Annotated in this window: 17 protein-coding genes; 6 read left to right on the top strand and 11 right to left on the bottom strand. The window is 42.2% G+C overall.

The window, feature by feature from the left end; all coding sequences use genetic code 11:
- The first annotated feature begins 53 nt into the window (after positions 1-53).
- Positions 54-899, top strand: a complete 846-nt coding sequence (locus M1D81_RS03445) for a TetR/AcrR family transcriptional regulator (protein WP_456265627.1) — start codon at positions 54-56, stop codon at positions 897-899.
- Between the two features lie 179 nt (positions 900-1,078).
- Here the strand turns inward: M1D81_RS03445 and gatB are convergent, their stop codons facing one another.
- From gatB to gatC, 3 genes are read right to left on the bottom strand one after another with little or no spacing between them, the layout of a single operon-like run.
- Complete coding sequence (gene gatB / locus M1D81_RS03440) at positions 1,079-2,509, bottom strand: Asp-tRNA(Asn)/Glu-tRNA(Gln) amidotransferase subunit GatB (RefSeq protein WP_456265628.1); 1,431 nt, start codon at positions 2,507-2,509, stop codon at positions 1,079-1,081.
- A 13-nt stretch (positions 2,510-2,522) separates the two neighbouring features.
- The gene (gatA, locus tag M1D81_RS03435; RefSeq protein ID WP_024424550.1) at positions 2,523-3,980 is read right to left on the bottom strand and encodes an Asp-tRNA(Asn)/Glu-tRNA(Gln) amidotransferase subunit GatA; all 1,458 of its coding nucleotides are present in this window, start codon (positions 3,978-3,980) and stop codon (positions 2,523-2,525) included.
- Between the two features lie 14 nt (positions 3,981-3,994).
- Entirely contained in the window at positions 3,995-4,285 is a 291-nt protein-coding gene (gene gatC, locus M1D81_RS03430; protein WP_024424549.1) for an Asp-tRNA(Asn)/Glu-tRNA(Gln) amidotransferase subunit GatC, read from the bottom strand.
- Between the two features lie 416 nt (positions 4,286-4,701).
- Here gatC and putP point away from each other — a divergent pair, with 416 nt between their 5' ends.
- Together putP and M1D81_RS03420 are read left to right on the top strand one after the other, a co-directional pair.
- Positions 4,702-6,183, top strand: coding sequence for a sodium/proline symporter PutP (gene putP / locus M1D81_RS03425; RefSeq protein ID WP_456265629.1), 1,482 nt, complete (start codon positions 4,702-4,704; stop codon positions 6,181-6,183).
- Between the two features lie 167 nt (positions 6,184-6,350).
- Positions 6,351-7,043: an MgtC/SapB family protein gene (locus M1D81_RS03420; RefSeq protein ID WP_456265630.1), complete on the top strand. Its 693-nt coding sequence runs from the start codon at positions 6,351-6,353 to the stop codon at positions 7,041-7,043.
- Between the two features lie 41 nt (positions 7,044-7,084).
- Here the strand turns inward: M1D81_RS03420 and M1D81_RS03415 are convergent, their stop codons facing one another.
- From M1D81_RS03415 to pcrB, 5 genes are all read right to left on the bottom strand, one after another.
- Positions 7,085-8,092 (bottom strand): phosphotransferase enzyme family protein, encoded by a 1,008-nt coding sequence (locus M1D81_RS03415; RefSeq protein WP_456265631.1) that lies wholly within the window; start codon positions 8,090-8,092, stop codon positions 7,085-7,087.
- A gap of 128 nt (positions 8,093-8,220) precedes the next feature.
- Positions 8,221-9,417, bottom strand: a complete 1,197-nt coding sequence (locus tag M1D81_RS03410; protein WP_456265632.1) for a CamS family sex pheromone protein — start codon at positions 9,415-9,417, stop codon at positions 8,221-8,223.
- A gap of 15 nt (positions 9,418-9,432) precedes the next feature.
- A complete protein-coding gene (ligA, locus tag M1D81_RS03405) occupies positions 9,433-11,439 on the bottom strand; it encodes an NAD-dependent DNA ligase LigA (protein WP_456265633.1) in 2,007 nt (668 codons plus the stop codon).
- A 40-nt stretch (positions 11,440-11,479) separates the two neighbouring features.
- On the bottom strand, positions 11,480-13,702 hold the full coding sequence (gene pcrA / locus M1D81_RS03400; protein WP_024426683.1) for a DNA helicase PcrA: 2,223 nt from the start codon (positions 13,700-13,702) through the stop codon (positions 11,480-11,482).
- A gap of 57 nt (positions 13,703-13,759) precedes the next feature.
- Entirely contained in the window at positions 13,760-14,452 is a 693-nt protein-coding gene (pcrB, locus tag M1D81_RS03395; protein ID WP_456265634.1) for a heptaprenylglyceryl phosphate synthase, read from the bottom strand.
- Positions 14,453-14,699: 247 nt separating this feature from the next.
- Between pcrB and M1D81_RS03390 the strand changes: the two genes are divergently transcribed.
- The gene (locus M1D81_RS03390) at positions 14,700-15,065 is read left to right on the top strand and encodes a DUF2283 domain-containing protein (RefSeq protein ID WP_456265635.1); all 366 of its coding nucleotides are present in this window, start codon (positions 14,700-14,702) and stop codon (positions 15,063-15,065) included.
- Positions 15,066-15,088: 23 nt separating this feature from the next.
- Here the strand turns inward: M1D81_RS03390 and M1D81_RS03385 are convergent, their stop codons facing one another.
- A complete protein-coding gene (locus M1D81_RS03385) occupies positions 15,089-15,319 on the bottom strand; it encodes a hypothetical protein (protein WP_024426686.1) in 231 nt (76 codons plus the stop codon).
- Between the two features lie 139 nt (positions 15,320-15,458).
- Here M1D81_RS03385 and M1D81_RS03380 point away from each other — a divergent pair, with 139 nt between their 5' ends.
- Positions 15,459-17,039, top strand: a complete 1,581-nt coding sequence (locus M1D81_RS03380; protein WP_456265636.1) for an FMN-binding glutamate synthase family protein — start codon at positions 15,459-15,461, stop codon at positions 17,037-17,039.
- A gap of 241 nt (positions 17,040-17,280) precedes the next feature.
- Here M1D81_RS03380 and M1D81_RS03375 read toward each other — a convergent pair whose 3' ends face one another.
- Together M1D81_RS03375 and M1D81_RS03370 are read right to left on the bottom strand one after the other, a co-directional pair.
- Positions 17,281-17,595 (bottom strand): YerC/YecD family TrpR-related protein, encoded by a 315-nt coding sequence (locus tag M1D81_RS03375; RefSeq protein ID WP_024424524.1) that lies wholly within the window; start codon positions 17,593-17,595, stop codon positions 17,281-17,283.
- Between the two features lie 561 nt (positions 17,596-18,156).
- On the bottom strand, positions 18,157-19,899 hold the full coding sequence (locus tag M1D81_RS03370) for an adenine deaminase C-terminal domain-containing protein (RefSeq protein ID WP_456265637.1): 1,743 nt from the start codon (positions 19,897-19,899) through the stop codon (positions 18,157-18,159).
- Positions 19,900-20,024: 125 nt separating this feature from the next.
- Here M1D81_RS03370 and M1D81_RS03365 point away from each other — a divergent pair, with 125 nt between their 5' ends.
- Positions 20,025-20,246 carry a YgaP family membrane protein gene (locus M1D81_RS03365; RefSeq protein ID WP_034623033.1) on the top strand — a complete coding sequence of 74 codons (222 nt, stop codon included), beginning with the start codon at positions 20,025-20,027 and terminating at the stop codon, positions 20,244-20,246.
- The last annotated feature ends 26 nt before the right edge of the window (positions 20,247-20,272 follow it).

Below are 20,272 nucleotides of genomic sequence, written 5' to 3'. Positions count from 1 at the left end.
AACCATTCACTTGCGTTTGACGTAACATTCTAAAGCTGAAGGGGCCTTATTTCATGAACGAAAAAAAAGAAAAAATCATTAAAGCAAGCATCCAATTGTTTGCGAAAAAGGGTTTTTCTTCTACGACCATTCAGGAAATTGCAGATGAATGCGGAATATCAAAAGGCGCATTTTATTTACATTTCAAATCAAAAGAACAGCTTTTCAACCGAGCGTTTGAATATTATATCGGCACTTCGATGCAAACTATCGAAAAGATTCGAAAAGAGAATCAGCATCTCTCGCCGAGAGAGATCTTTCAGAAACAAATCGCTGAACAGTTTCAGCATTTTGCTGAGAACAAGGATTTTATCATTCTGATCCTCAGCGAGAACATTATTCCGGAAAACCAGCAGATTAAAAAGTATTCAAAAACTGTGAAAAAGCAAATGAACGATGAAATTCAAATTTCCATCTTGACCACTTATGGACAGGAGATCGAACCGTATATAACTGACCTGTCAGTCATGATCCAAGGCATTATCCAATCATATGTGCAAGTGCTGCTTTTACAGGATCAAATGCAATTATCATTTGATGAGCTCTCATCCTTTATACTCGAACGGTTTGATGATCTGGTCCACGGCTTGCTTCGTTCTCAGACGAAACCGATTTTGAAGCAAACCATTTGGGATGATGAAGCGCCGAGTGCTGCTTCCCTTCAAGAGGAGCTACGTTCGTTAAAGCTTGAGCATCTGCTTTCAGATGATACCGTTGTATCCATTGAAGTGATTGAAGAAGAGCTGGCTAAAGCTGAACCTCGTAAGCCAGTCATCCAAGGGATGCTGACGAATTTAGAAAAGTGTGAGGACCCTGCTGTTCTTAGAGCAGTTGAGCAATTGAAGCTGTTTCTTCAGTAACATGACGGGCTGTTTTCGATTTAGCTCACCTTTCCCCTTCGAATGTGCACTTTCGCTTATGCTTCATTATAAGAAAAGATTCTCTAAATTGATATACGGCGGTGGTCTGAATCTATGATAAGACCCTGTCATTTCAAGCAAAAAAAAACCGCCTATTTCATAAGGCGGTTTTTTGCGATTTAGCGTTTTTTGATTTCTTCAAGGAGAATCTTGTTCACCATCGGCGGGTTAGCTTGGCCCTTCGATGCTTTCATGATTTGTCCGACTAAGAAACCAATCGCGCGGTCTTTACCATTTTTAAAGTCTTCAATGGATTGCGGGTTGTTATCAAGTGCTTCTGTGACAAGTTTGAGCAGCGCACCTTCGTCAGAAATTTGGACAAGTCCTTTTTCTTTGACGATTGTTTCTGCATCTCCCCCATTTTCAATGAGCTCTTTGAATACCTTTTTCGCAATCTTAGAGGAAATTGTTCCTTTTTCAATAAGCTTGATCATGCCAGCAAGTCCTTGCGGCGTTAGCTTTGTATCGTTTAGCTCTTTTTGAGCAGAGTTTAAGTAAGCAGATACTTCACCCATGAGCCAGTTCGATGCTTGCTTCGCTTCTGCACCTTCTGAAATGGTCGCTTCAAAGAAATCAGACATTTCTTTCGTCAGCGTGAGTACCATTGCATCGTATGCAGGCAGTCCAAGTTCATCGATGTAGCGTTTGCGGCGCTCATCTGGAAGCTCCGGGATCGATGCTCTTACGCGTTCTTTCCACTCGTCATCAATGTACAGCTCCACCAAATCTGGTTCTGGGAAGTAGCGGTAATCATCAGAGCCCTCTTTGACACGCATCAGGATCGTCTTTTTAGACGCTTCGTCATAACGGCGGGTTTCCTGTTCGATCAAGCCGCCGGAAAGCAATACTTGCTCTTGACGCTTTTCTTCGAATTCAAGGCCTTTTTGTACGAAAGCGAATGAGTTCAAATTTTTGAGCTCTGTCTTTGTACCAAACTCTTCACGGCCGATTGGGCGAAGAGAAATATTGGCATCACAGCGAAGTGAGCCTTCTTCCATCTTACAGTCAGAAACGCCTGTATATTGAATAATGGATTTTAATTTTTCTAAGTAAGCATACGCTTCTTCTGGCGTGCGAATGTCTGGCTCAGATACGATTTCAACTAGCGGTGTGCCTTGACGGTTGAAATCGACGAGTGAGTAACCGTCGCCTGTGTGCGTCAGTTTCCCAGCATCCTCTTCCAAATGAAGACGCGTAATACCGATTCGTTTTGTTTTGCCTTCTACTTCAATTTCAATCCAGCCGTTTTCACCGATCGGTTTATCAAATTGAGAAATTTGATACGCCTTTGGGTTATCAGGATAGAAGTAGTTTTTACGGTCAAATTTTGTATCTGTTGCGATTTCACAGTTCAGCGCCATGGCCGCTTTCATCGCAAAGTTCACCGCTTCTTTGTTCAGTACAGGCAGTACGCCAGGATATCCAAGGTCGATGACACTTGTTTGCGTGTTGGCAGCTGCACCAAAAGGCGTCGGCGAGCTTGAGAATATTTTCGATTTTGTTTTTAGCTCTACGTGGACTTCAAGTCCAATTACCGTTTCAAAGTTCATTCTGATTCACCCCTTACAGTTCAGGTTTTGCTTTATGATGATCTGTTGCTTGCTCAAAAGCGTGAGCCACGCGGTACACTGTTCCTTCGTCAAAGTGCTTGCCGATGATTTGCAGTCCTAACGGAAGGCCATTTGCAAACCCGCAAGGCACACTGATTCCTGGAACGCCTGCAAGGTTAACAGGGATCGTTAAAATATCGTTTGCATACATGGTTAGCGGGTCGCTTGTTTTTTCACCAATGTTAAATGCAGGTGTCGGCGTTGTTGGTCCTACAATGACATCATACTTTTCGAAAACATCTTCAAAGTCTTTTTTGATCAATGTACGGACTTTTTGCGCTTTTTTATAGTACGCATCGTAATATCCTGAGCTTAGCGCGAATGTACCAAGCATGATGCGGCGCTTCACTTCGTCTCCGAAACCTTCAGAACGAGTATTTTTGTATAAATCAATCAAGTTGTCTGCATTGTCTGTACGGTAGCCATAACGGATGCCGTCAAAACGAGCAAGGTTCGCAGATGCTTCTGAAGAAGACAATAAGTAGTAAGTCGCAAGCGCATATTTAGAGTGCGGAAGAGATACTTCTTCCCACGAAGCACCAAGTCCTTCTAATACTTTTAACGCTTGAAGAACAGACTCTTTTGCTTCCTCGCCGACGCCTTCGCCAAGGTATTCTTTCGGCACAGCAATTTTCAAGCCTTTGATGTCGCCAGTTAATGAAGAAAGAAAATCTGGGACATCGACATTTGCACTTGTTGCGTCCATTTGATCGACACCTGCAATTGCTTGAAGAACATATGCGTTGTCTTCTACATTACGTGTAATCGGACCAATTTGGTCTAATGATGAAGCAAATGCGATTAATCCGTATCTGGATACACGGCCATATGTCGGCTTAAGACCGACAACTCCGCAGAAAGATGCCGGCTGACGAATAGAACCGCCTGTATCTGAACCAAGTGAGAACGGTACTTCACCTGCTGCAACAGAAGCTGCTGATCCACCGCTTGATCCGCCTGGAACAGTGTTTAAATTCCACGGGTTTTTCGTTGCTTTGTAGCCTGAGTTCTCCGTAGAAGATCCCATTGCGAATTCGTCCATATTTAATTTACCGATTGTGACTGCTTCAGCGTCTCTTAGGCGGTTCACAACGGTTGCATCATAAATTGGATCAAAGTTTTGCAGGATTTTACTTGAAGCTGTAGTACGCAAATCCTTTGTAACAATGTTATCTTTCACACCGATCGGCATACCGAACAATAAGCCAAGCTCGTCCTTTTCACCAACTGCCTCGTCCAATTCCTTTGCATACGCACGTGCTTTCTCTTCGTCCAGTGCAAGGAATGCTTGTACTTTCCCGTCTACTTCATTGATTCGTTTATAAGACTCGTCCACTAAATCAGAAACAGACAGTTCCTTTTTATGTAAAAGCTCTTTTAATTCAGAAATTTTGTGATCAAACAGTGACATGTCTCGGGCCTCCTTTAGTCCAAAATTGATGGCACACGAATATAGCCGTCTTTATGATCAGGCGCGTTTTTGACGACTGCCTCAATGGAAAGACCTTTATTCGGAACATCTTCTCTCATGACGTTTTTCATTTTTAATACGTGTGTAGTAGGTTCAACGTTTTCCGTATCTACCTCGTTTAACTGCTCTGCAAATGAAATGATGCTATCAAGCTGTTCTGTAAACATCTCAGCTTCTTCTTCTGTAATCGCAAGCCTTGCTAAATGGGCAACGTGCTTGACTTCTTCTATTGAAATTCTTGACATGCAGGTTCACCTCCAAAAATGATGCGTACTCGTGGTCATGATCATAAGTCATATACACTTTATCATATCAAATTTTACTGTTCTAAAGCAACTTTACGCAGGTGCTGTGAAAGGTTCATTCTCTTGAAAACATCTTTTTTTCAAAAGGAATTATTCATCAGGTGACTTTTAATTTTTCAGAAAATTTTTACTTTGGTTTATTTTTGTAATCGTTTACATATTGATTCTTATCACCGATCAGTCCATTTTTTCTTCAAAATGAAGAGGTTTAGTCAGGTTGATCACTTGGGAATACTCTGTTAGGTTTAGTAACCATAGCAGTGAGCGGGACAGTCAAGCAAAAAAGCTGCCATCGCACTTCTGTATATTTTGATTGAGGTGATGTCAAATTAATACGAAAAAGGTGAGAACACAAAATGAGTATTGAAGTTACAATTTCCTTATCTATTTATTTTATCGGGATGCTTGCCATTGGCTGGTATGCATTCAGGAAAACACATGATTTAAATGATTATATGCTTGGCGGACGCGGGCTTGGCCCATTCGTTACAGCCCTTTCAGCAGGTGCTGCGGACATGAGTGGATGGATGCTGATGGGTGTGCCAGGTGAAATGTATAAAACAGGTTTATCGACAGCCTGGCTTGCGATTGGTTTAATCGTTGGTGCTTACTTGAACTACCTCATTCTTGCACCTCGTTTACGTTCTTATACAGAGATTGCGGATGATGCGATTACGATTCCTGATTTCTTTGATAAACGATTCAAAGGATCATCTGCTTTATTAAAAGCTGTTTCAGCCGTCATCATTTTAATTTTCTTTACGCTGTATACATCGTCTGGGATGGTATCAGGCGGACGTTTATTTGAGTCAGCATTCGGTGCAAATTACATGTTTGGACTGATTTTGACGTCAAGTATTGTCATTTTGTATACATTGTTCGGCGGATTTTTGGCAGTGAGCTTAACGGACTTTGTCCAAGGAGCTATCATGTTTTTAGCATTAGTGCTCGTGCCGATCGTTGCCTTTACACAATTAGGCGGACCTGTTGCTACAATCCAAGACATTCAACAGATTGACCCTAAATTGCTTGATATTTTTAGAGGAACGAGCGTCATTGGCATTATTTCCTTCCTTGCTTGGGGACTAGGTTACTTTGGACAGCCGCATATTATCGTGCGCTTTATGGCCATTACGTCCGTTAAAGATTTAAAACCAGCACGCCGAATCGGAATGAGCTGGATGATTATTTCAGTGATTGGATCACTGTCTGTCGGTTTAGTGGGTGTTGCCTATGTTCATGAAACGGGTATGAACCTTGCTGACCCTGAAACCATCTTTATCGTATTTTCTAAAGTATTGTTCCATCCATATATCACTGGATTTTTACTTTCTGCCATTTTAGCTGCGATTATGAGTTCAATTTCGTCTCAGCTGCTTGTCACAGCAAGTGCCATGACAGAGGATCTATACAGAACGTTCTTTAGAAAAACAGCATCAGACAAAGAGCTCGTCATGATTGGCCGGATGTCTGTACTCGTTGTCGCTGTGATTGCTCTCTGCCTTTCACTTAACCCAAGTGATACCATTCTTGACCTTGTCGGTTATGCTTGGGCAGGATTTGGTTCTTCATTTGGTCCAGTCATCTTGCTCTGCCTATACTGGAAACGAATGAATCATCACGGTGCCCTAGTTGGAATGATCGTTGGTGCGGTTGTGGTTCTGACATGGATTACGACAGGCCTCAACCATGCCACAGGTATTTATGAAATGATTCCAGGCTTTACGCTTAGTGGATTAGCTGCCATTATTGTGAGCTTATTGACAAGTAAGCCGTCAAAAGCATCAAAACAGCTTTTTGACAAGATGGAAGATCATCTTGAAGAAGAAACAAAATAAGAACATGAAGAGTCATCTGCCCTATGCGGATGACTCTCTTTTTAAATAAAATAAAAAGCTTTTCTTTCTTCAGAAACTGAATAAAATAAGAGTTGTGCAGCCATATGGGCTGTGAGAAGATCATATACATGTGGTGAAACGTACATGAAGTGAAAGGAGCGATACGCATGTTTTGGACAATTGAATGGGATACAGTCTTAAAATTAGCCGTGGCCACCTTAATCGGTCTGATTATCGGGCTTGAACGAGAGCTGAAGAAAAAGCCCCTCGGCTTAAAAACGTGTATTGTCATTGCTGTCAGCTCCTGCGTCTTAACCATCATCAGCATTGATGCAGCCTACAATTTCCCTCGAGTCTCTAAGCTTCAAATGGACCCACTCAGGTTACCGGCGCAAATTATATCTGGTGTTGGTTTTATTGGAGCAGGTGTAATTCTTCGAAAAAGCAATGATGTCATCTCAGGTCTCACGACTTCTGCGATGATCTGGGGAGCAGCAGGGCTTGGGGTTGCAACAGGTGCAGGATTTTATAAAGAGGCCTTCCTCAGTCTTTTCTTTATTCTCATTAGTGTTGAATTTCTGCCATGGCTCTTCCAGCGGATCGGACCGATTCGCCTGCAGGAAAAAGAAATCCGCATTAGAATGTCTCTTTCTGACCGAAACCGCATGACCGATATTTTAAAAGAAATGAAAGCCCTCAATATCCGTATTCATTCTGTACGAATTGATGATTTAAAGGAAAAGGAATATCCAATCATGGAAGTACGTGTACGCGTGCATAAAGACCGCTATACAACCGATGTGTACTTTGATATTAAAGATCTAGAAAGCGTCGTTGGCGTGAAGTGTGATACGGTGTAGTCATTAAAAACCCCTTGCTGTAACACAGCAAGGGGTTACTTTTATCGGGCCAGCTGTTGAAAGTCAAAAGGAGTAATTGGTGTGTTTTGCTCAATTTCCTTTCGAAAACATGACAGCATGGCTTTTTGGTCAGAAGTCATTGTTTGGAGATCAAATGCTTGATGTAAAAGCCCATAAATAAGCATATGACGCAGCATGAGAAAATCAGGGATTGTTGCCAGCCACGCGTCATCAAGCTCATTCTCCTGTCGATAGCCTTTTAGAAAATGACTCATAAATTCTGCCGTAAATTCAGCTTTATCCTCATAGGGAATCACTGGATACCAAAGAACATTGTATAGCAAAATACTAATATCATTGATAAACCAGTGATATCCAATATCATCAAAATCGAATGCGATAATCTCTCCTTGATGATAATGGAAGTTCCCATGATGCAAATCGGCGTGCACCAGTCCATACACATCCTTCGAAATTCGGAGCTGGTGCAGCTTTTGCATCAGTTCATCTTTTCTTCGCAACACAACCGTTTGATCAGACGGAATATATTGATCAAGCTTTAATTGCTCCTCTTCATACCACTCTTGACGCTTATAAAGAGGATCTTTTACTTGATATCGTTTTGTTATTTGATGCATTCGTCCTGTATAGGACCCTAACGCTTCAAACAGCTTCCCATTCCAATCTCCTTCATTCACTTTTCTCCCCGGTGCTTTTTCATACACACGGAGTAAAAATGCGCCTCCGGCTTGATCAGGAATGATTTCAACGTCTTTTCCTCTAGCTGATGAAATCGGCTTTGCTACGGAAATACCATGATGTGACAGGAATTGAATCCAGTCCATTTCTCCTAAAATATATGTGGGTGAACGACGAATGGTATGGGTGATTTTTAATATATAATTCTCCCCATTCATTGCCTTATATTCATACACATAATTTTCTGCATCGGCTAGAAATGTGACTTGGTCAAGCTGAAAGTCATACAAGTGAGCCGCTTTCTTTAAGACTTTCTGTTCATCGTATCGTGCTTTTACTTCTTTATGCATGCTGATTCTCCTTTTATCGTCTTTTTATATGTTCTTGACGGTAATCAGCATTATACGAGCATCAACATACCTGCCTTTCTTCTTGGTTTCTACTAATATTTTGACAAGAGTTTGGAAATCCCTCTTATTTAGTCATATATATGAACAGTCGGTTCTTTGTCTTCAGCATTTTTCGTAATCAAGGCTTCTTGTTGATCAGAAGATGTAATGTTGATTTCGATATTGGTACTCTTGTAGTAATCCATGACTTCACCGGTTAAATATTGTGTGAAGGCTACGACTTCCGTTTTTCCATAGAACTGCATTGGAATTTCAATTTTCATTTTTTGCAGGTTGCCGTTTTTGTAAAAACCTTTTCCTACAACACCAGTGTAATTCGGGAAGTAGTCTTCGACCTTTGTCTTAAAGCGGTCAAATCGCTCTGAATCATCTTTGTAGCTGCTTTTCGCATTATCTGAAGGGAAGAATACATTCTCCTCATCGATCGTATCCCAATTTCCGATATCAGCGGAGCCTGCTTTTACATCCGTTTTGGCGATAAAGTTACCTGGAACGATAGATGATTTTGGTGCTTGCTTATAAAGGGCAATCATGACAGGCACTTTTTGCAGTCCGTCCATTTGACGAATGCGCTTGATCACTTGTTCAGCGATTTTTTCACCCTCTGCCAAAAGTTTCTTTGAATTTTTCGATGAATCGATGGTCACCTCTTGCTGAGGGTCACCGATCTTTTCACGGTAATAATAAACAGAGTTCAGCGCAAGCCCAATGACAACTCCGCCAAGCTGTAAGCTGTTTTTGTCTTTTCGAATTAAGTAATTATGCTCTAGCATCGAAGCTAAGTAGATGGGACTATTTTCATTTTTAGACTTTGTTGAACCTGAGTTTGGAAGAGCAGGATTTAAGCCTAGATTCTTAAAGTCTTTATCATCTTTTTCTGCCTTTTTCAGATCACTGCCTGTTTTTTTGCGTGCCAGCCAGCTGAGAACGGTGTCCTCATCTAAATGCTGTCCTTCTTGGAAAAGATAGTCGTTTGTATTAAATGACTCTGTTGCAAGGCGCATGAGTCCTGTTTCAAATTCATCAATGTCCAAGCGTGTGTTGAGACGCTCCGCTGTTAAACCCCTCGCAGCTCCTTGTTTAAACGGCAGTACCATTTTGTAATAGGAGTCTGAGATATTGTACATCGGGATGATGGCTGTTTCCTTTGTTTCCTTCGTCTCATCCGTTTTTTGTGTGACCTCTTCCTCTTCCTTTCCCCCAAAAGGTGCACACGCTGACAATGCCAGTGTGAGCATTGTCAGCAGCAATAACAACTTTTTCAATAGAAAACACTCCTCTTATTTCTTTAGCTCCTCGAGCATTTTAGCTTCGTCCCAAATTTCAATATTGAGTTCTTCTGCCTTTGTCAGCTTACTCCCCGCTGCTTCTCCGGCAATGACTAGATCTGTTTTTTTACTCACACTGCCTGCCAGCTTGCCGCCTAACGCTTCGATCGCTGCTTTTGCATCGTTTCGCGCCATTTCTTCTAACTTTCCTGTCAGCACAATGGTTTTTCCTGCAAAGTAGGAATCACTTTCTTCTGCTTTTACCGGCTTTGGTCCTGTATAGGTCATATTGACTCCAAGCTCTTTTAGTTCGTTCAGCAGATCGAGTATTTCTTCTTTCTCAAAGTATGTGACGACGGCATCAGCCATTTTTTCACCAATTTCGTCGACTTCAAGTAATTGTTCTTTCGTCGCTTGCTTTAATTGATCGATGTTTTCGAAATGCATCGCCAAGGTCTTTGCCGCTTTTGAACCAATAAATCGAATGCCGAGTCCAAATAGTAAACGCTCAAGAGAGTTTTCTTTCGACTGCTCAATCGAACGGAGTAAGTTATCAACAGATTTTTCACCCATTCGTTCAAGCTGAATGAGCTCTTCTTTCGTTAAACGGTAAAGGTCTGACACACGAGAGACTAGCTGTTCCTTAAAGAGCTGTGTAATGACCCGCTCGCCAAGTCCATCAATATTCATTGCATTACGGGAAACGAAGTGAATGAGTCCCTCACGTATTTGGGCAGGACATTCTGGATTGATGCATCGCAAGGCCACTTCGCCTTCGATTCGCACCAGCTCACTATGACACTCTGGACATTCAGTTGGCATGTGAAACGGCTTTTCTTCGCCTGTACGCTGATCGACAAGGACACCTGCGACTTCAGGAATAATATCGCCGGCTTTTTTCACAATCACTTGATCGAACAAGCGAATATCCTTTTCTTTGATCAAATCTTCATTATGAAGAGATGCTCGCTGCACTGTCGTCCCTGCTACTTTGACAGGCTCAAGAATCGCTGTTGGTGTAATTACGCCTGTACGTCCGACGCTTAGTTCAATATCAAGCAGCTTTGTTACGACCTCTTCAGCCGGAAACTTGTACGCAACCGCCCAGCGCGGGCTTTTTGCTGTATAGCCGAGTTCTTCCTGCTGAGCCAGTGAGTCGACTTTAATGACAATTCCGTCGATTTCATATGAAAAATCGGCACGCTTTACTTTTAATGTTTCAATGAGGTCGATGACTTCTTCGATCGTTTGGCACATCCGTCTTTCTTTGTTTGTTTTAAAGCCAAGTTCGTCGAGAAGATCAAGTCCTGCGCTTTGCGTTTCAACACCAATTTCATCAAGCTCCGCTATACTGTAGACGAATATATCAAGGTTTCGTTTCGCTGCAATTTTCGTATCAAGCTGACGAAGTGAACCTGCAGCCGCATTACGCGGGTTTGCAAACGGCTCTTCTTCGTTTTGTATTCTTTTTTCATTTAATGCTTCAAAAGAAGGTTTTGGCATAAATGCCTCGCCTCTCACTTCAATCGACAGAGGGCGTTTAATTTTAAGCGGGATGGAACGAATCGTTTTGAGGTTTTCAGTAATATCCTCCCCCGTTGTTCCATCTCCGCGTGTCGCTCCTCGGACAAACACGCCATTTTCATAACGGAGAGAAACAGCGAGTCCATCAATTTTCAGCTCGACATTGTATGCGATATCGTCACCGACTGCTTGACGAACCCGGCGGTCAAAATCAAGAAGGTCCTGTTCATTAAACGCATTCCCAAGGCTGAGCATCGGTGTGCCGTGACGCACTTTTTGGAAAGCGTCTAAAACAGCGCCGCCTACTCTTTGTGAAGGAGAATCCGCTGCTTTTAAGTCAGGGTGTTCTTCCTCCAGAGAGATCAGCTCACGCATCCGCGCATCATATTCAGCGTCAGGAACACTTGGACGATCAAGTGTATGATATTCGTAGTTGTATTGATTCAAAATCTGGTGCAGTTCCTCGATCCGGCGTTTCGCTGCTTCTTTATCCATCTGCTTCTTCCTTTCAATTCATCCGTTTTGTCCTATCAGTTTATTGCTTCTCGATTGGTGCAAATGCTGCGAGAAGACGCTTAATGCCTGTAGGGCTTGGGAACGCAATGTCAAGCTCTGTGCTGTCTCCGCTGCCTTTCACACTGACAACCGTACCAACGCCCCATTTTTTATGGGCCGCTTTATCGCCCACAGCCCAGCCAATACTGCCGCCGCCTGTGTTTTGAATCGTTTGTGTTTGCGGACGTGAGACAGGTCCCCGTCTTTGCGGTCTTTCTCTTGTTTGGCCAAACGGTGTTTTTGTTTCTTTTTTCTCATTTAGGTTGTCCAATAAATCGGCTGGTATTTCTCGAATGAATCTAGATTCAAGGTTCATGTTTGTCCGGCCGAAAAGTGTTCTCATTTTCGCACTTGATAAATAAAGCTCTTCTTCAGCCCGTGTGATGCCTACGTAAGCGAGGCGGCGCTCTTCTTCCATCTCTGCATCTTCCATTAATGAACGGCTGTGCGGGAAGACACCTTCCTCCATTCCCATTAAGAAAACAACAGGGAATTCTAGACCTTTTGCGGCGTGAAGTGTCATTAAGATAACGGCATCCTGATCTTCTTCTTCATTCTCATCCAGCTTATCAATGTCTGCGACGAGGGCGAGATCTGTCAGGAAGGTCACAAGTGACTTGTCTTCATTTTGTTCTTCAAAGTTCTTAGTGACGGATAGAAACTCGTCAATATTTTCTAAGCGGCTTTGTGCTTCAATCGTTTTTTCGAGCTTCAGCGCTTCACGATAGCCTGTTTTCTCTAGAATTTCTTCTGTTAATTCAGTGACAGATAAATAGTCCTGCATGTTCGTCATTTGATCAATGAGCTGTTTGAACTCATCAAGCGCATTGGCTGCCCGTGCACTCAGTCCAATGAAATCCACCTGACCAAGTGCTTCAAACATAGACAGGTCATTCATCTCCGCATATGCTGCAATTTTATCAACAGATGTCGCACCAATTCCGCGCTTTGGTACGTTGACAATTCGTGCAAAACTAATATCGTCATCTGGGTTTGCCACTAGGCGTAAGTATGCCAAAATGTCCTTGATCTCTTTTCTGTCATAGAACTTTGTGCCGCCGACAATGTTGTATTGAATGTTGGCTTTCATTAACGTTTCCTCTATGACACGAGACTGGGCATTTGTCCGGTAAAGGATCGCAAAATCGGATAATTTGCGCTTTCCGCTCTGATGAAGCTGACGAATCTTTCCTGCGACAAATTGTCCTTCACCGAATTCATTATCTGCACGGTAATAGGCGATCTTCGCTCCTTCATCATTTTCTGTCCAAAGATTTTTCGGCTTCCGGTTTGCATTGTTTTGAATGACCGTATTTGCGGCATGCAAAATGCGTTTCGTCGATCTGTAATTCTGCTCAAGCAGAATCACTTCACTGGATGGATAATCTTTTTCAAAGGAAAGAATGTTTGTAATATCCGCTCCGCGCCAGCGATAAATAGACTGATCCGAGTCACCGACAACACATATATTTTGAAAGCGCTGCGCGAGCAGTTTCACAAGCATGTACTGTGCTCTGTTCGTATCCTGATACTCATCCACATGAATGTATTGGAATTTCCGCTGATAGTGCTCTAATACTTCAGGAATGCGCTCAAACAGACGAATTGTCATCATAATTAAATCATCAAAGTCGAGTGATTGGTTTTTGAGTAAACGCTTTTGATAATCTGTATAGACATCGCTGACCACTTGATCATAGAAATCACCAGCTGTTTTGGCGTATTCCTCTGCGTCAATGAGTTCGTTTTTTGCACTGCTGATTGATCCTAAAATACTGCGCGGGTCGAACTTTTTAGGATCGATATTCCGTTCTTTTAAAATGTTTTTAATGACTGAAAGCTGGTCAGATGTGTCTAAAATAGAGAAGTTGCGATTCACACCAATGCGGTCAATATCGCGTCTTAAAATGCGGACACACATGCTGTGGAACGTAGAGATCCAGATGTCATCAGCGCCAGGCCCTAAAATAGCTTGGACACGTTCACGCATTTCACGTGCTGCTTTATTTGTAAATGTAATCGCTAAAATGTTCCACGGCGCCACATGCTTTTCTGCCATTAAGTAGGCAATTCGATGTGTGAGCACCCGTGTCTTCCCGCTTCCTGCTCCTGCCATCAGCAATAAAGGACCGTCTGTTGCTTTGACTGCTTCTTTCTGTGCGTCATTCAGCCCTTCTAATAGATGATTCGATATTTCATTCATTCCATTCACCGCCAATTCGAACTTATGTTCTATTTTAACCCGTTTCGTCTTATTTGACTATGATGACTTTTTGACTGCATCCACTGTCTTTAATGCTTCGTTGAAATTGTCATAAATGACGTTTCCTACAACCACGACGTCTGCATGCTGGGAGAAGTCTTTTGCCTGCTTAGCGTTCTTGATGCCGCCGCCATAAAAAAGAACTGTTTCATCAAGCACTGCTTTTGTTTCTTTGACAAGCTCTATGTCTCCAAGTGTTCCGCTGTATTCCAGATAAAAAATGGGCAGCTTCATCAAATGCTCTGCCACTCTCGCATATGCCCTGACGTCATCGATATCCAGCGCTGTATTTGCCTCTGTGAGCTTGGCCGCTTTACAATCTTCATTTAAGATGACATAACCTTCAGGCACAATCTCTTCCATTGACATCAAATCACCGAATTCCTTCATCGCGTCCTTATGGAGCCCAACAATCCAGTCAGGGTGAGTACTGTTTAAGACGGTTGGGATGAAATACAGATCAAAGCCAGGCACAATCATCTCATGTGTGGAGATTTCGAGCACACATGGCACTAGAAACCGGCGGACCTTTGACATCAATTGAAGCACGTTGTCCTCTGTCACATGATCACTTCCGCCAATCAATATGGCATCCGTCCCAGATTCGCAAATCGCTTCTAGCTGTTCATCAGAAATTTCTTTATTTGGATCGAGTTTAAAGACATGCTTCCACTCGGTAACATCATACATGAAAAACGTTCCTCCATTCGTTTCATTCCATTTAAATATTATAACAAAATCAAAGGCCGCAAAAAATGGGTAACCTCCTTTGGCTAAAAGTTTCATTCTTTTGAAAATGGGCGATTGTGACTTTACATAAAATTGCTGGAGAAAGCTGAAAAAGGTTGATATTTTGGCACTTTGTCACATGCTATTATACAATAAAGGAATATTTTACTATAGATTTAAAAACCATCTATTGAGAGAAGTGATTCAGTTGAAAAGAACGATCACATATGAACAAAATATAGACATCGGATACATCTATATCACCCCGCAAGCGGAGTATATGAAAATTAAAGAAACCATTGAATTAGATGTCAATGAATGTGTCAATGTAGATATCGATCAAGAGGGCCGAGTGGCTGGCTTGGAGTTATTTGCAGAAGAATCCAAGGTCCTGCGGAACGTACCGGTATATGAGGATGATCTTTCTTTACGTTTGACGGATCAGGAAATTCTCTCAACCTATCAACTGTCAGGCGTTGAATTCCAATTCTCAACACCTGATCACAATGAGCTGATCGGTTTTACTATTGTCGATCCTCTTCGCTATAACATCACAAGAAAAAAACCGTTTTGATCTTTCAAAACGGTTTTTTCAAATTATTGTCTCGCTTCATTAAAATAATGGACGGATGTCATGGCCCCTTCGTCGACCATTTTGTTGTCTTGGATATCTAATGGATCTGGGTGGCCGGCTTTTTCAGGAATCTTTTCATCTGACCGGAACATGCTTGCCCATTTTTTCAGATGCTGTTTATTTTTTACCGCTAATAACACAGCTCCTCCAACCCCTAATCCTGCAAGTACATACGCATTTGGACGCTTATTCATGTATGTTCCCTCCCCTTATGATCTTATTTGTAAGTTACCCCGCCTTTTCATTTCTAAACGTCACAATATGTTGATGTGGTTTCTCTTTCATTAAAAAGTGGAATAACAACAGCAATGAAAGAGAAAAGAGGGGAACTTCATGACCACAACCTTAATTGTCATCAGCGCATTACTAGTCATTTGTTTGATCATCCCAATCATTCTACTAATCTGGATTTGGATGAGAGATGAAAAACAAGAAGAGCATTCAGTTCTGCGAAATTATCCGGTCATTGGAAAGCTGCGGTTTATTTTTGAAAAAATAGGACCTGAGCTTCGCCAATATCTCTTTCTGAATGACCGAGAGGAGCTGCCCTTCTCAAGAAGAGAATACGAACAGGCGGTCATGTCTGGGAAGTACAAAAGCCGGACGATGGGTTTTGGATCAAAACGTGATTTTGACAAGCCAGGCTATTACATTCGAAACGTCCTGTTTCCAAAGCAGCGAGATGAACTACGAATCGATCAATCTGAAAAAATTAAAACAAAAGTGTATCAGATTGATCAAGACAATTTACTGCGAAGAAGTGAACATTTCAAAGAAGTCGAAGCAAAGCCTTACTTTCTCCATCAAGAGGATGTACAAGTCATTGGCGAACACACATGTCAAAAGCCTTTCCATGTAAAAGGACTGATCGGTCAATCCGCCATGAGTTACGGCTCCTTAGGCGACAGGGCGATTACAGCTCTATCCTCAGGTTTAAAAATGGCCGGCGGTACGTGGATGAACACAGGTGAAGGCGGGCTTTCTCCTTATCATCTCAAAGGCGGCGCAGATATCATTTGCCAGATTGGGCCCGGTTTATTTGGCGTCAGAACAGAAGATGGCGCATTTTCCTTTGAAGAATTCAAGAAAAAAAGCGAACACGAGGAAGTCAAAGCCTTTGAACTCAAGCTGGCACAAGGAGCAAAAACACGCGGCGGTCATATTGACGGCGAAAAAGTGACGGAAGAAATAGCGAATATCCGTAAATTACCGCCTCACCAATCCATTGACAGCCCAAACCGCTTTGAGATGTTCCACTCCATTCCTGACATGTTTGATTTCATTGAACAGCTGCGGAGTATAGGCGGAAAACCAGTTGGAATCAAACTTGTTGTCGGCCATAAAGAAAATATTGAAGAGCTTGCCAGCTATATGAAAAAAAGCGGGAAACACCCTGATTTCATTACAGTGGATGGCGGAGAAGGCGGTACAGGGGCGTCCTTTCATGAATTGGCGGATTCCGCCGGGCTGCCGATTTTCACGGCACTCCCAATGGTTCATCAAATATTGAAAGAATACGGGGTTAGAGATCAGGTGAAGCTCTTTGCTTCTGGCAAACTTCTCTCGCCTGATAAAATTGCGATTGCCCTTTCAATGGGAGCTGACTTTGTGAATATTGCCAGAGGACTCATGTTTTCAGTCGGATGCATTCGCGCCCAAGTCTGCCACACGAATAAATGCCCAGTCGGCGTCGCCACGACTGACCCAAAGCTGCAAAAGGGTTTATCAATTGAAGAAAAAAAATACCGAGTGTGCAATTATATCCTGTCTCTTAGAGAAGGTTTGTTTAACTTATCCGCAGCTGCGGGAATAGAATCGCCTATTCATTTTAATGAAAAACATATTATTTTTAGACAAGAGAATGGTGAAACAAGCGAAGTGCCGATGTTCTCAGGCACACAGCCATCTGTCTAGCTCGAAAAGGTGCGGAAACGCGCCTTTTTTTATTGACATTTTCGTATAAAGTTTGCAAGCAGTAGAGTTTAAGGAAATCATCTCAAGCGAAGATGGCATCTCCTATGAGGGAGAAAGATGGTTTATGGGCGAGCTAAAGTAAAAAACAGGGGCACTTTATCAGCCCCTGCCCGCCTTTTCATAAAAAAACTGTAAACAAGTCCATTTTTCGTAAAAAGGATTGTTTACAGTGAAAGCTGCTTTATTTTGTTTCGTTATTTTCCTGCTGTTCTGCTACGCGGTCAAGTGCCATCGTATAGGCATCGTTTCCGTAGTTCAAGCAGCGTTTGACACGTGAGATAGTTGCAGTGCTTGCACCTGTTTCCGTCTCAATTTTATGATACGTGTTTCCCTCGCGAAGCATACGCGCTACTTCAAGACGCTGTGATAAAGATTGGATTTCATTGATGGTACATAAATCATCAAAGAATCGATAACATTCTTCCAGGTCTTTAAGGGATAAGATGGAGTTGAATAACTGATCTAAGCTTTTGCCCCTTAATTTATCAATTTGCATCTTAATACATCTTCTCCTTTACTATTGCCACACCGCTTCGCACGATCTTCTTCTAAGAAAGCGGTATCTTTCCTGACTAATTTTTTTAAAACCTCAGCAATGAGCTTTGAACAGATCATGACAGGTTTGGTTCTACGCTGAAAATGCCGTCAGGTTCTTTCGTAAGCCGAAGCTTCTTTATCGTAAACAAATTCGACAAGTTCTGTCATTTTCCTTGTATGACAATCTGACAAACTTGTTTGCTTCCGGTATAAAGATGACTTCTGCTTGGTTAGGTCTTCTGCCCTCATATACAGGCTTTGCAGAAAGCTCGGCGAGACCACAAATATGCGCCCCGCCTTGCTCGGATTATTCAAAATATGTTGGCCGGTCAGCGTAACCGGCAGATTCATTTTACAATTAGAGTACTTCATTCGTCATGTCAAAGCCCTCTGCTTTGTCAACAGCTCCACATAAGATCATGATCACTTACATGGCAGTGAAGAGAACCATGGCTCACTTCTGCCCTATAACAGCAGTCAGAAATCCAGCAAAGATGATACAGCTCCACTCTGTTATATTTTAACGCATTATAGACGGAAAGAGTACAGTTTTTTTCATGACATCAAATATTCCTCTTGGTGTCACTCGAATATAAGGCAAATGTGTACTTTGGAAAAAGACAAGTGTATCAATTGGGCAGTCAAATGGATAGCCGCGCTCAATGAGCAGCTCGCGTAATGTTTGTTCCTGCTGAAGAACAGTCTCAAATGGTTCAGCCGATGCACAGCCTGATAATTGCAGCGGGATTTCGTGCAAAATTTTCCCGTTCTCTGTGAGGACGATTCCCCCGCCAATTTCTTTCATCCGCTTATGTGCCAGCATCATATCTTCTTTATTTTTCCCAATCACTAAAATATCACCCGTGAGCGAAAATGAGCTGACAAAGCCCTGCACTTTATTTGCGAACCCTTTTAGCATCGTATTCACACGCCACTCGCCTTTTCGGTCAATCAGGCTAAAGAAGCTTTGATCATGGTCACATGAGAGCTGGTTGATGGAGTTATCAATTTCCACTGTATAAGGCTCCATAATAACGGCATTTCTCATCTTGACACCTAGCGGCATAGAAAATTGCAAATCACTCATCGTGAGGTCGTAGCCTAAATCTAATGGAGCCAGCCCGCCATTTTCCCATTTTGTTTCTTGGAATTGATGCTGGTTCTCGCCATCTAATTTGAGAATAACCCCTTTAGATATCACCGTTTCAGGATTTGGGTTCATTGGATCGTCTAAAATATTTATAGAAGCCAGCCGGCCTGGGCCAACAACGCCTAATAAATCATCAATTTGATGGTATTTTGCAATGTTAAATGTCGCCATATTATACGCATCAATGATCGGCACGCCTTCTTCAAGGGCAATCGAAATCAAACGGTTAATCATGCCTTCCTCATAAAAGTGAGGAGCAGCACCATCTGTTGTATAGAAAAAGTGGTCATAGTGTCTAAAGTCACGCTCATGCAGTTCTCTTAAAATGTTCACTAAATCTGGACGGATGGAAGAATGCCGCAATGAAACATGATAGCCAAGGGACAAGCGTTTTAACACATCGTCCGCATTCATCGCTTCATGATCACTGTCCGCGCCAAACAGCTTCATTTTTGTTAGCGTTTTCTCAGAAGCTCCTGGGAAATGCCCTTCAATTCGTTTTCTCTGCTTCTTCGTTTCTTGCATGCAATATAAAATGAGATCATCACCGTCCATCAATCTTGGCCAGCTTGTTAATTCGCCGCCTTGGAGGACGTCAGGATGATCAATCCATTCCTTCCGGTAGTTAACTGGCAGCATCTCATCTTCATATCTGACTTCCGTTTGAAGATCGTATCTGGACCACCAGAAATACTGAAATGGCTGCTTTTTTAATTCACATAGAGTGGAAAGCGCTTTCTTTTCATTGCTTTGCAAAAGAAGAAATAAGTTATCGCTGACCATTGTCGTTGTGCCAAATTGAGACACATATTCTGCAAGTGATTGGGGATTATAAATATGGAACGGATGCGCGTGAGGCTCTATATACCCAGGCACAATGTATTTCCCTTCACAATCAATCACACGTTTAGCTGTTTTATTTTGAGGAAGCTCTGCTCCGACATAAACAATTCGATCATCATGTATCCAAATATTTGCCTTCACCCATTGCTTCAAAAACGGGTTAAGCACGAGTCCATTCGTTAAAAGGAGTGTTGGAACTATTTTTGAGTCGACTACATCGATTTGTGTGCGGATGTCATTGTTTCTCCAATTAAAAGTACGTTCGGACATTCACATACTCTCCTTCATTTGTATTAGCCCTATCGTAACATAACGAATTACGTTACGCATTAATGAAACGTTACAATTTCTTGAAATCACACTTAAAATAATTTAAAAAAGGAGATTCACCTTCAATGAAACCTAATCTCGGCTTAATGGAAGCGCTCATTAGAATTGCCTGCGGAATGACAATATGTACTGTAGCTGGATCCTTATATGCTAGAAAACCATGGAGTAAAATGCTGCTTTTGAGCATCATGTTTGGCGGTATGAAACTGGGATCTGGCATTCTTCGTTTTTGTCCAGTGACATATATGTGTGAGCAGCAGGACACACATAAAGAGAAGGCTGAGTAAGGCAGCCTTCTTTTTTTGTGATCATT

This window comes from Bacillus sp. JZ105, assembly GCF_053903125.1.
This window is presented reverse-complemented; position numbering and strand designations above follow the sequence as displayed.

What these genes read in the sequence shown, in the direction of transcription:
- M1D81_RS03445 (WP_456265627.1), top strand. Translation starts at nt 54, where the DNA reads ATGAACGAAAAAAAAGAAAAAATCATTAAAGCAAGCATCCAATTGTTT.
- gatB (WP_456265628.1), bottom strand. Translation starts at nt 2,509, where the DNA reads ATGAACTTTGAAACGGTAATTGGACTTGAAGTCCACGTAGAGCTAAAA.
- gatA (WP_024424550.1), bottom strand. Translation starts at nt 3,980, where the DNA reads ATGTCACTGTTTGATCACAAAATTTCTGAATTAAAAGAGCTTTTACAT.
- gatC (WP_024424549.1), bottom strand. Translation starts at nt 4,285, where the DNA reads ATGTCAAGAATTTCAATAGAAGAAGTCAAGCACGTTGCCCATTTAGCA.
- putP (WP_456265629.1), top strand. Translation starts at nt 4,702, where the DNA reads ATGAGTATTGAAGTTACAATTTCCTTATCTATTTATTTTATCGGGATG.
- M1D81_RS03420 (WP_456265630.1), top strand. Translation starts at nt 6,351, where the DNA reads ATGTTTTGGACAATTGAATGGGATACAGTCTTAAAATTAGCCGTGGCC.
- M1D81_RS03415 (WP_456265631.1), bottom strand. Translation starts at nt 8,092, where the DNA reads ATGCATAAAGAAGTAAAAGCACGATACGATGAACAGAAAGTCTTAAAG.
- ligA (WP_456265633.1), bottom strand. Translation starts at nt 11,439, where the DNA reads ATGGATAAAGAAGCAGCGAAACGCCGGATCGAGGAACTGCACCAGATT.
- pcrA (WP_024426683.1), bottom strand. Translation starts at nt 13,702, where the DNA reads ATGAATGAAATATCGAATCATCTATTAGAAGGGCTGAATGACGCACAG.
- pcrB (WP_456265634.1), bottom strand. Translation starts at nt 14,452, where the DNA reads ATGTATGATGTTACCGAGTGGAAGCATGTCTTTAAACTCGATCCAAAT.
- M1D81_RS03385 (WP_024426686.1), bottom strand. Translation starts at nt 15,319, where the DNA reads ATGAATAAGCGTCCAAATGCGTATGTACTTGCAGGATTAGGGGTTGGA.
- M1D81_RS03380 (WP_456265636.1), top strand. Translation starts at nt 15,459, where the DNA reads ATGACCACAACCTTAATTGTCATCAGCGCATTACTAGTCATTTGTTTG.
- M1D81_RS03375 (WP_024424524.1), bottom strand. Translation starts at nt 17,595, where the DNA reads ATGCAAATTGATAAATTAAGGGGCAAAAGCTTAGATCAGTTATTCAAC.
- M1D81_RS03370 (WP_456265637.1), bottom strand. Translation starts at nt 19,899, where the DNA reads ATGTCCGAACGTACTTTTAATTGGAGAAACAATGACATCCGCACACAA.
- M1D81_RS03365 (WP_034623033.1), top strand. Translation starts at nt 20,025, where the DNA reads ATGAAACCTAATCTCGGCTTAATGGAAGCGCTCATTAGAATTGCCTGC.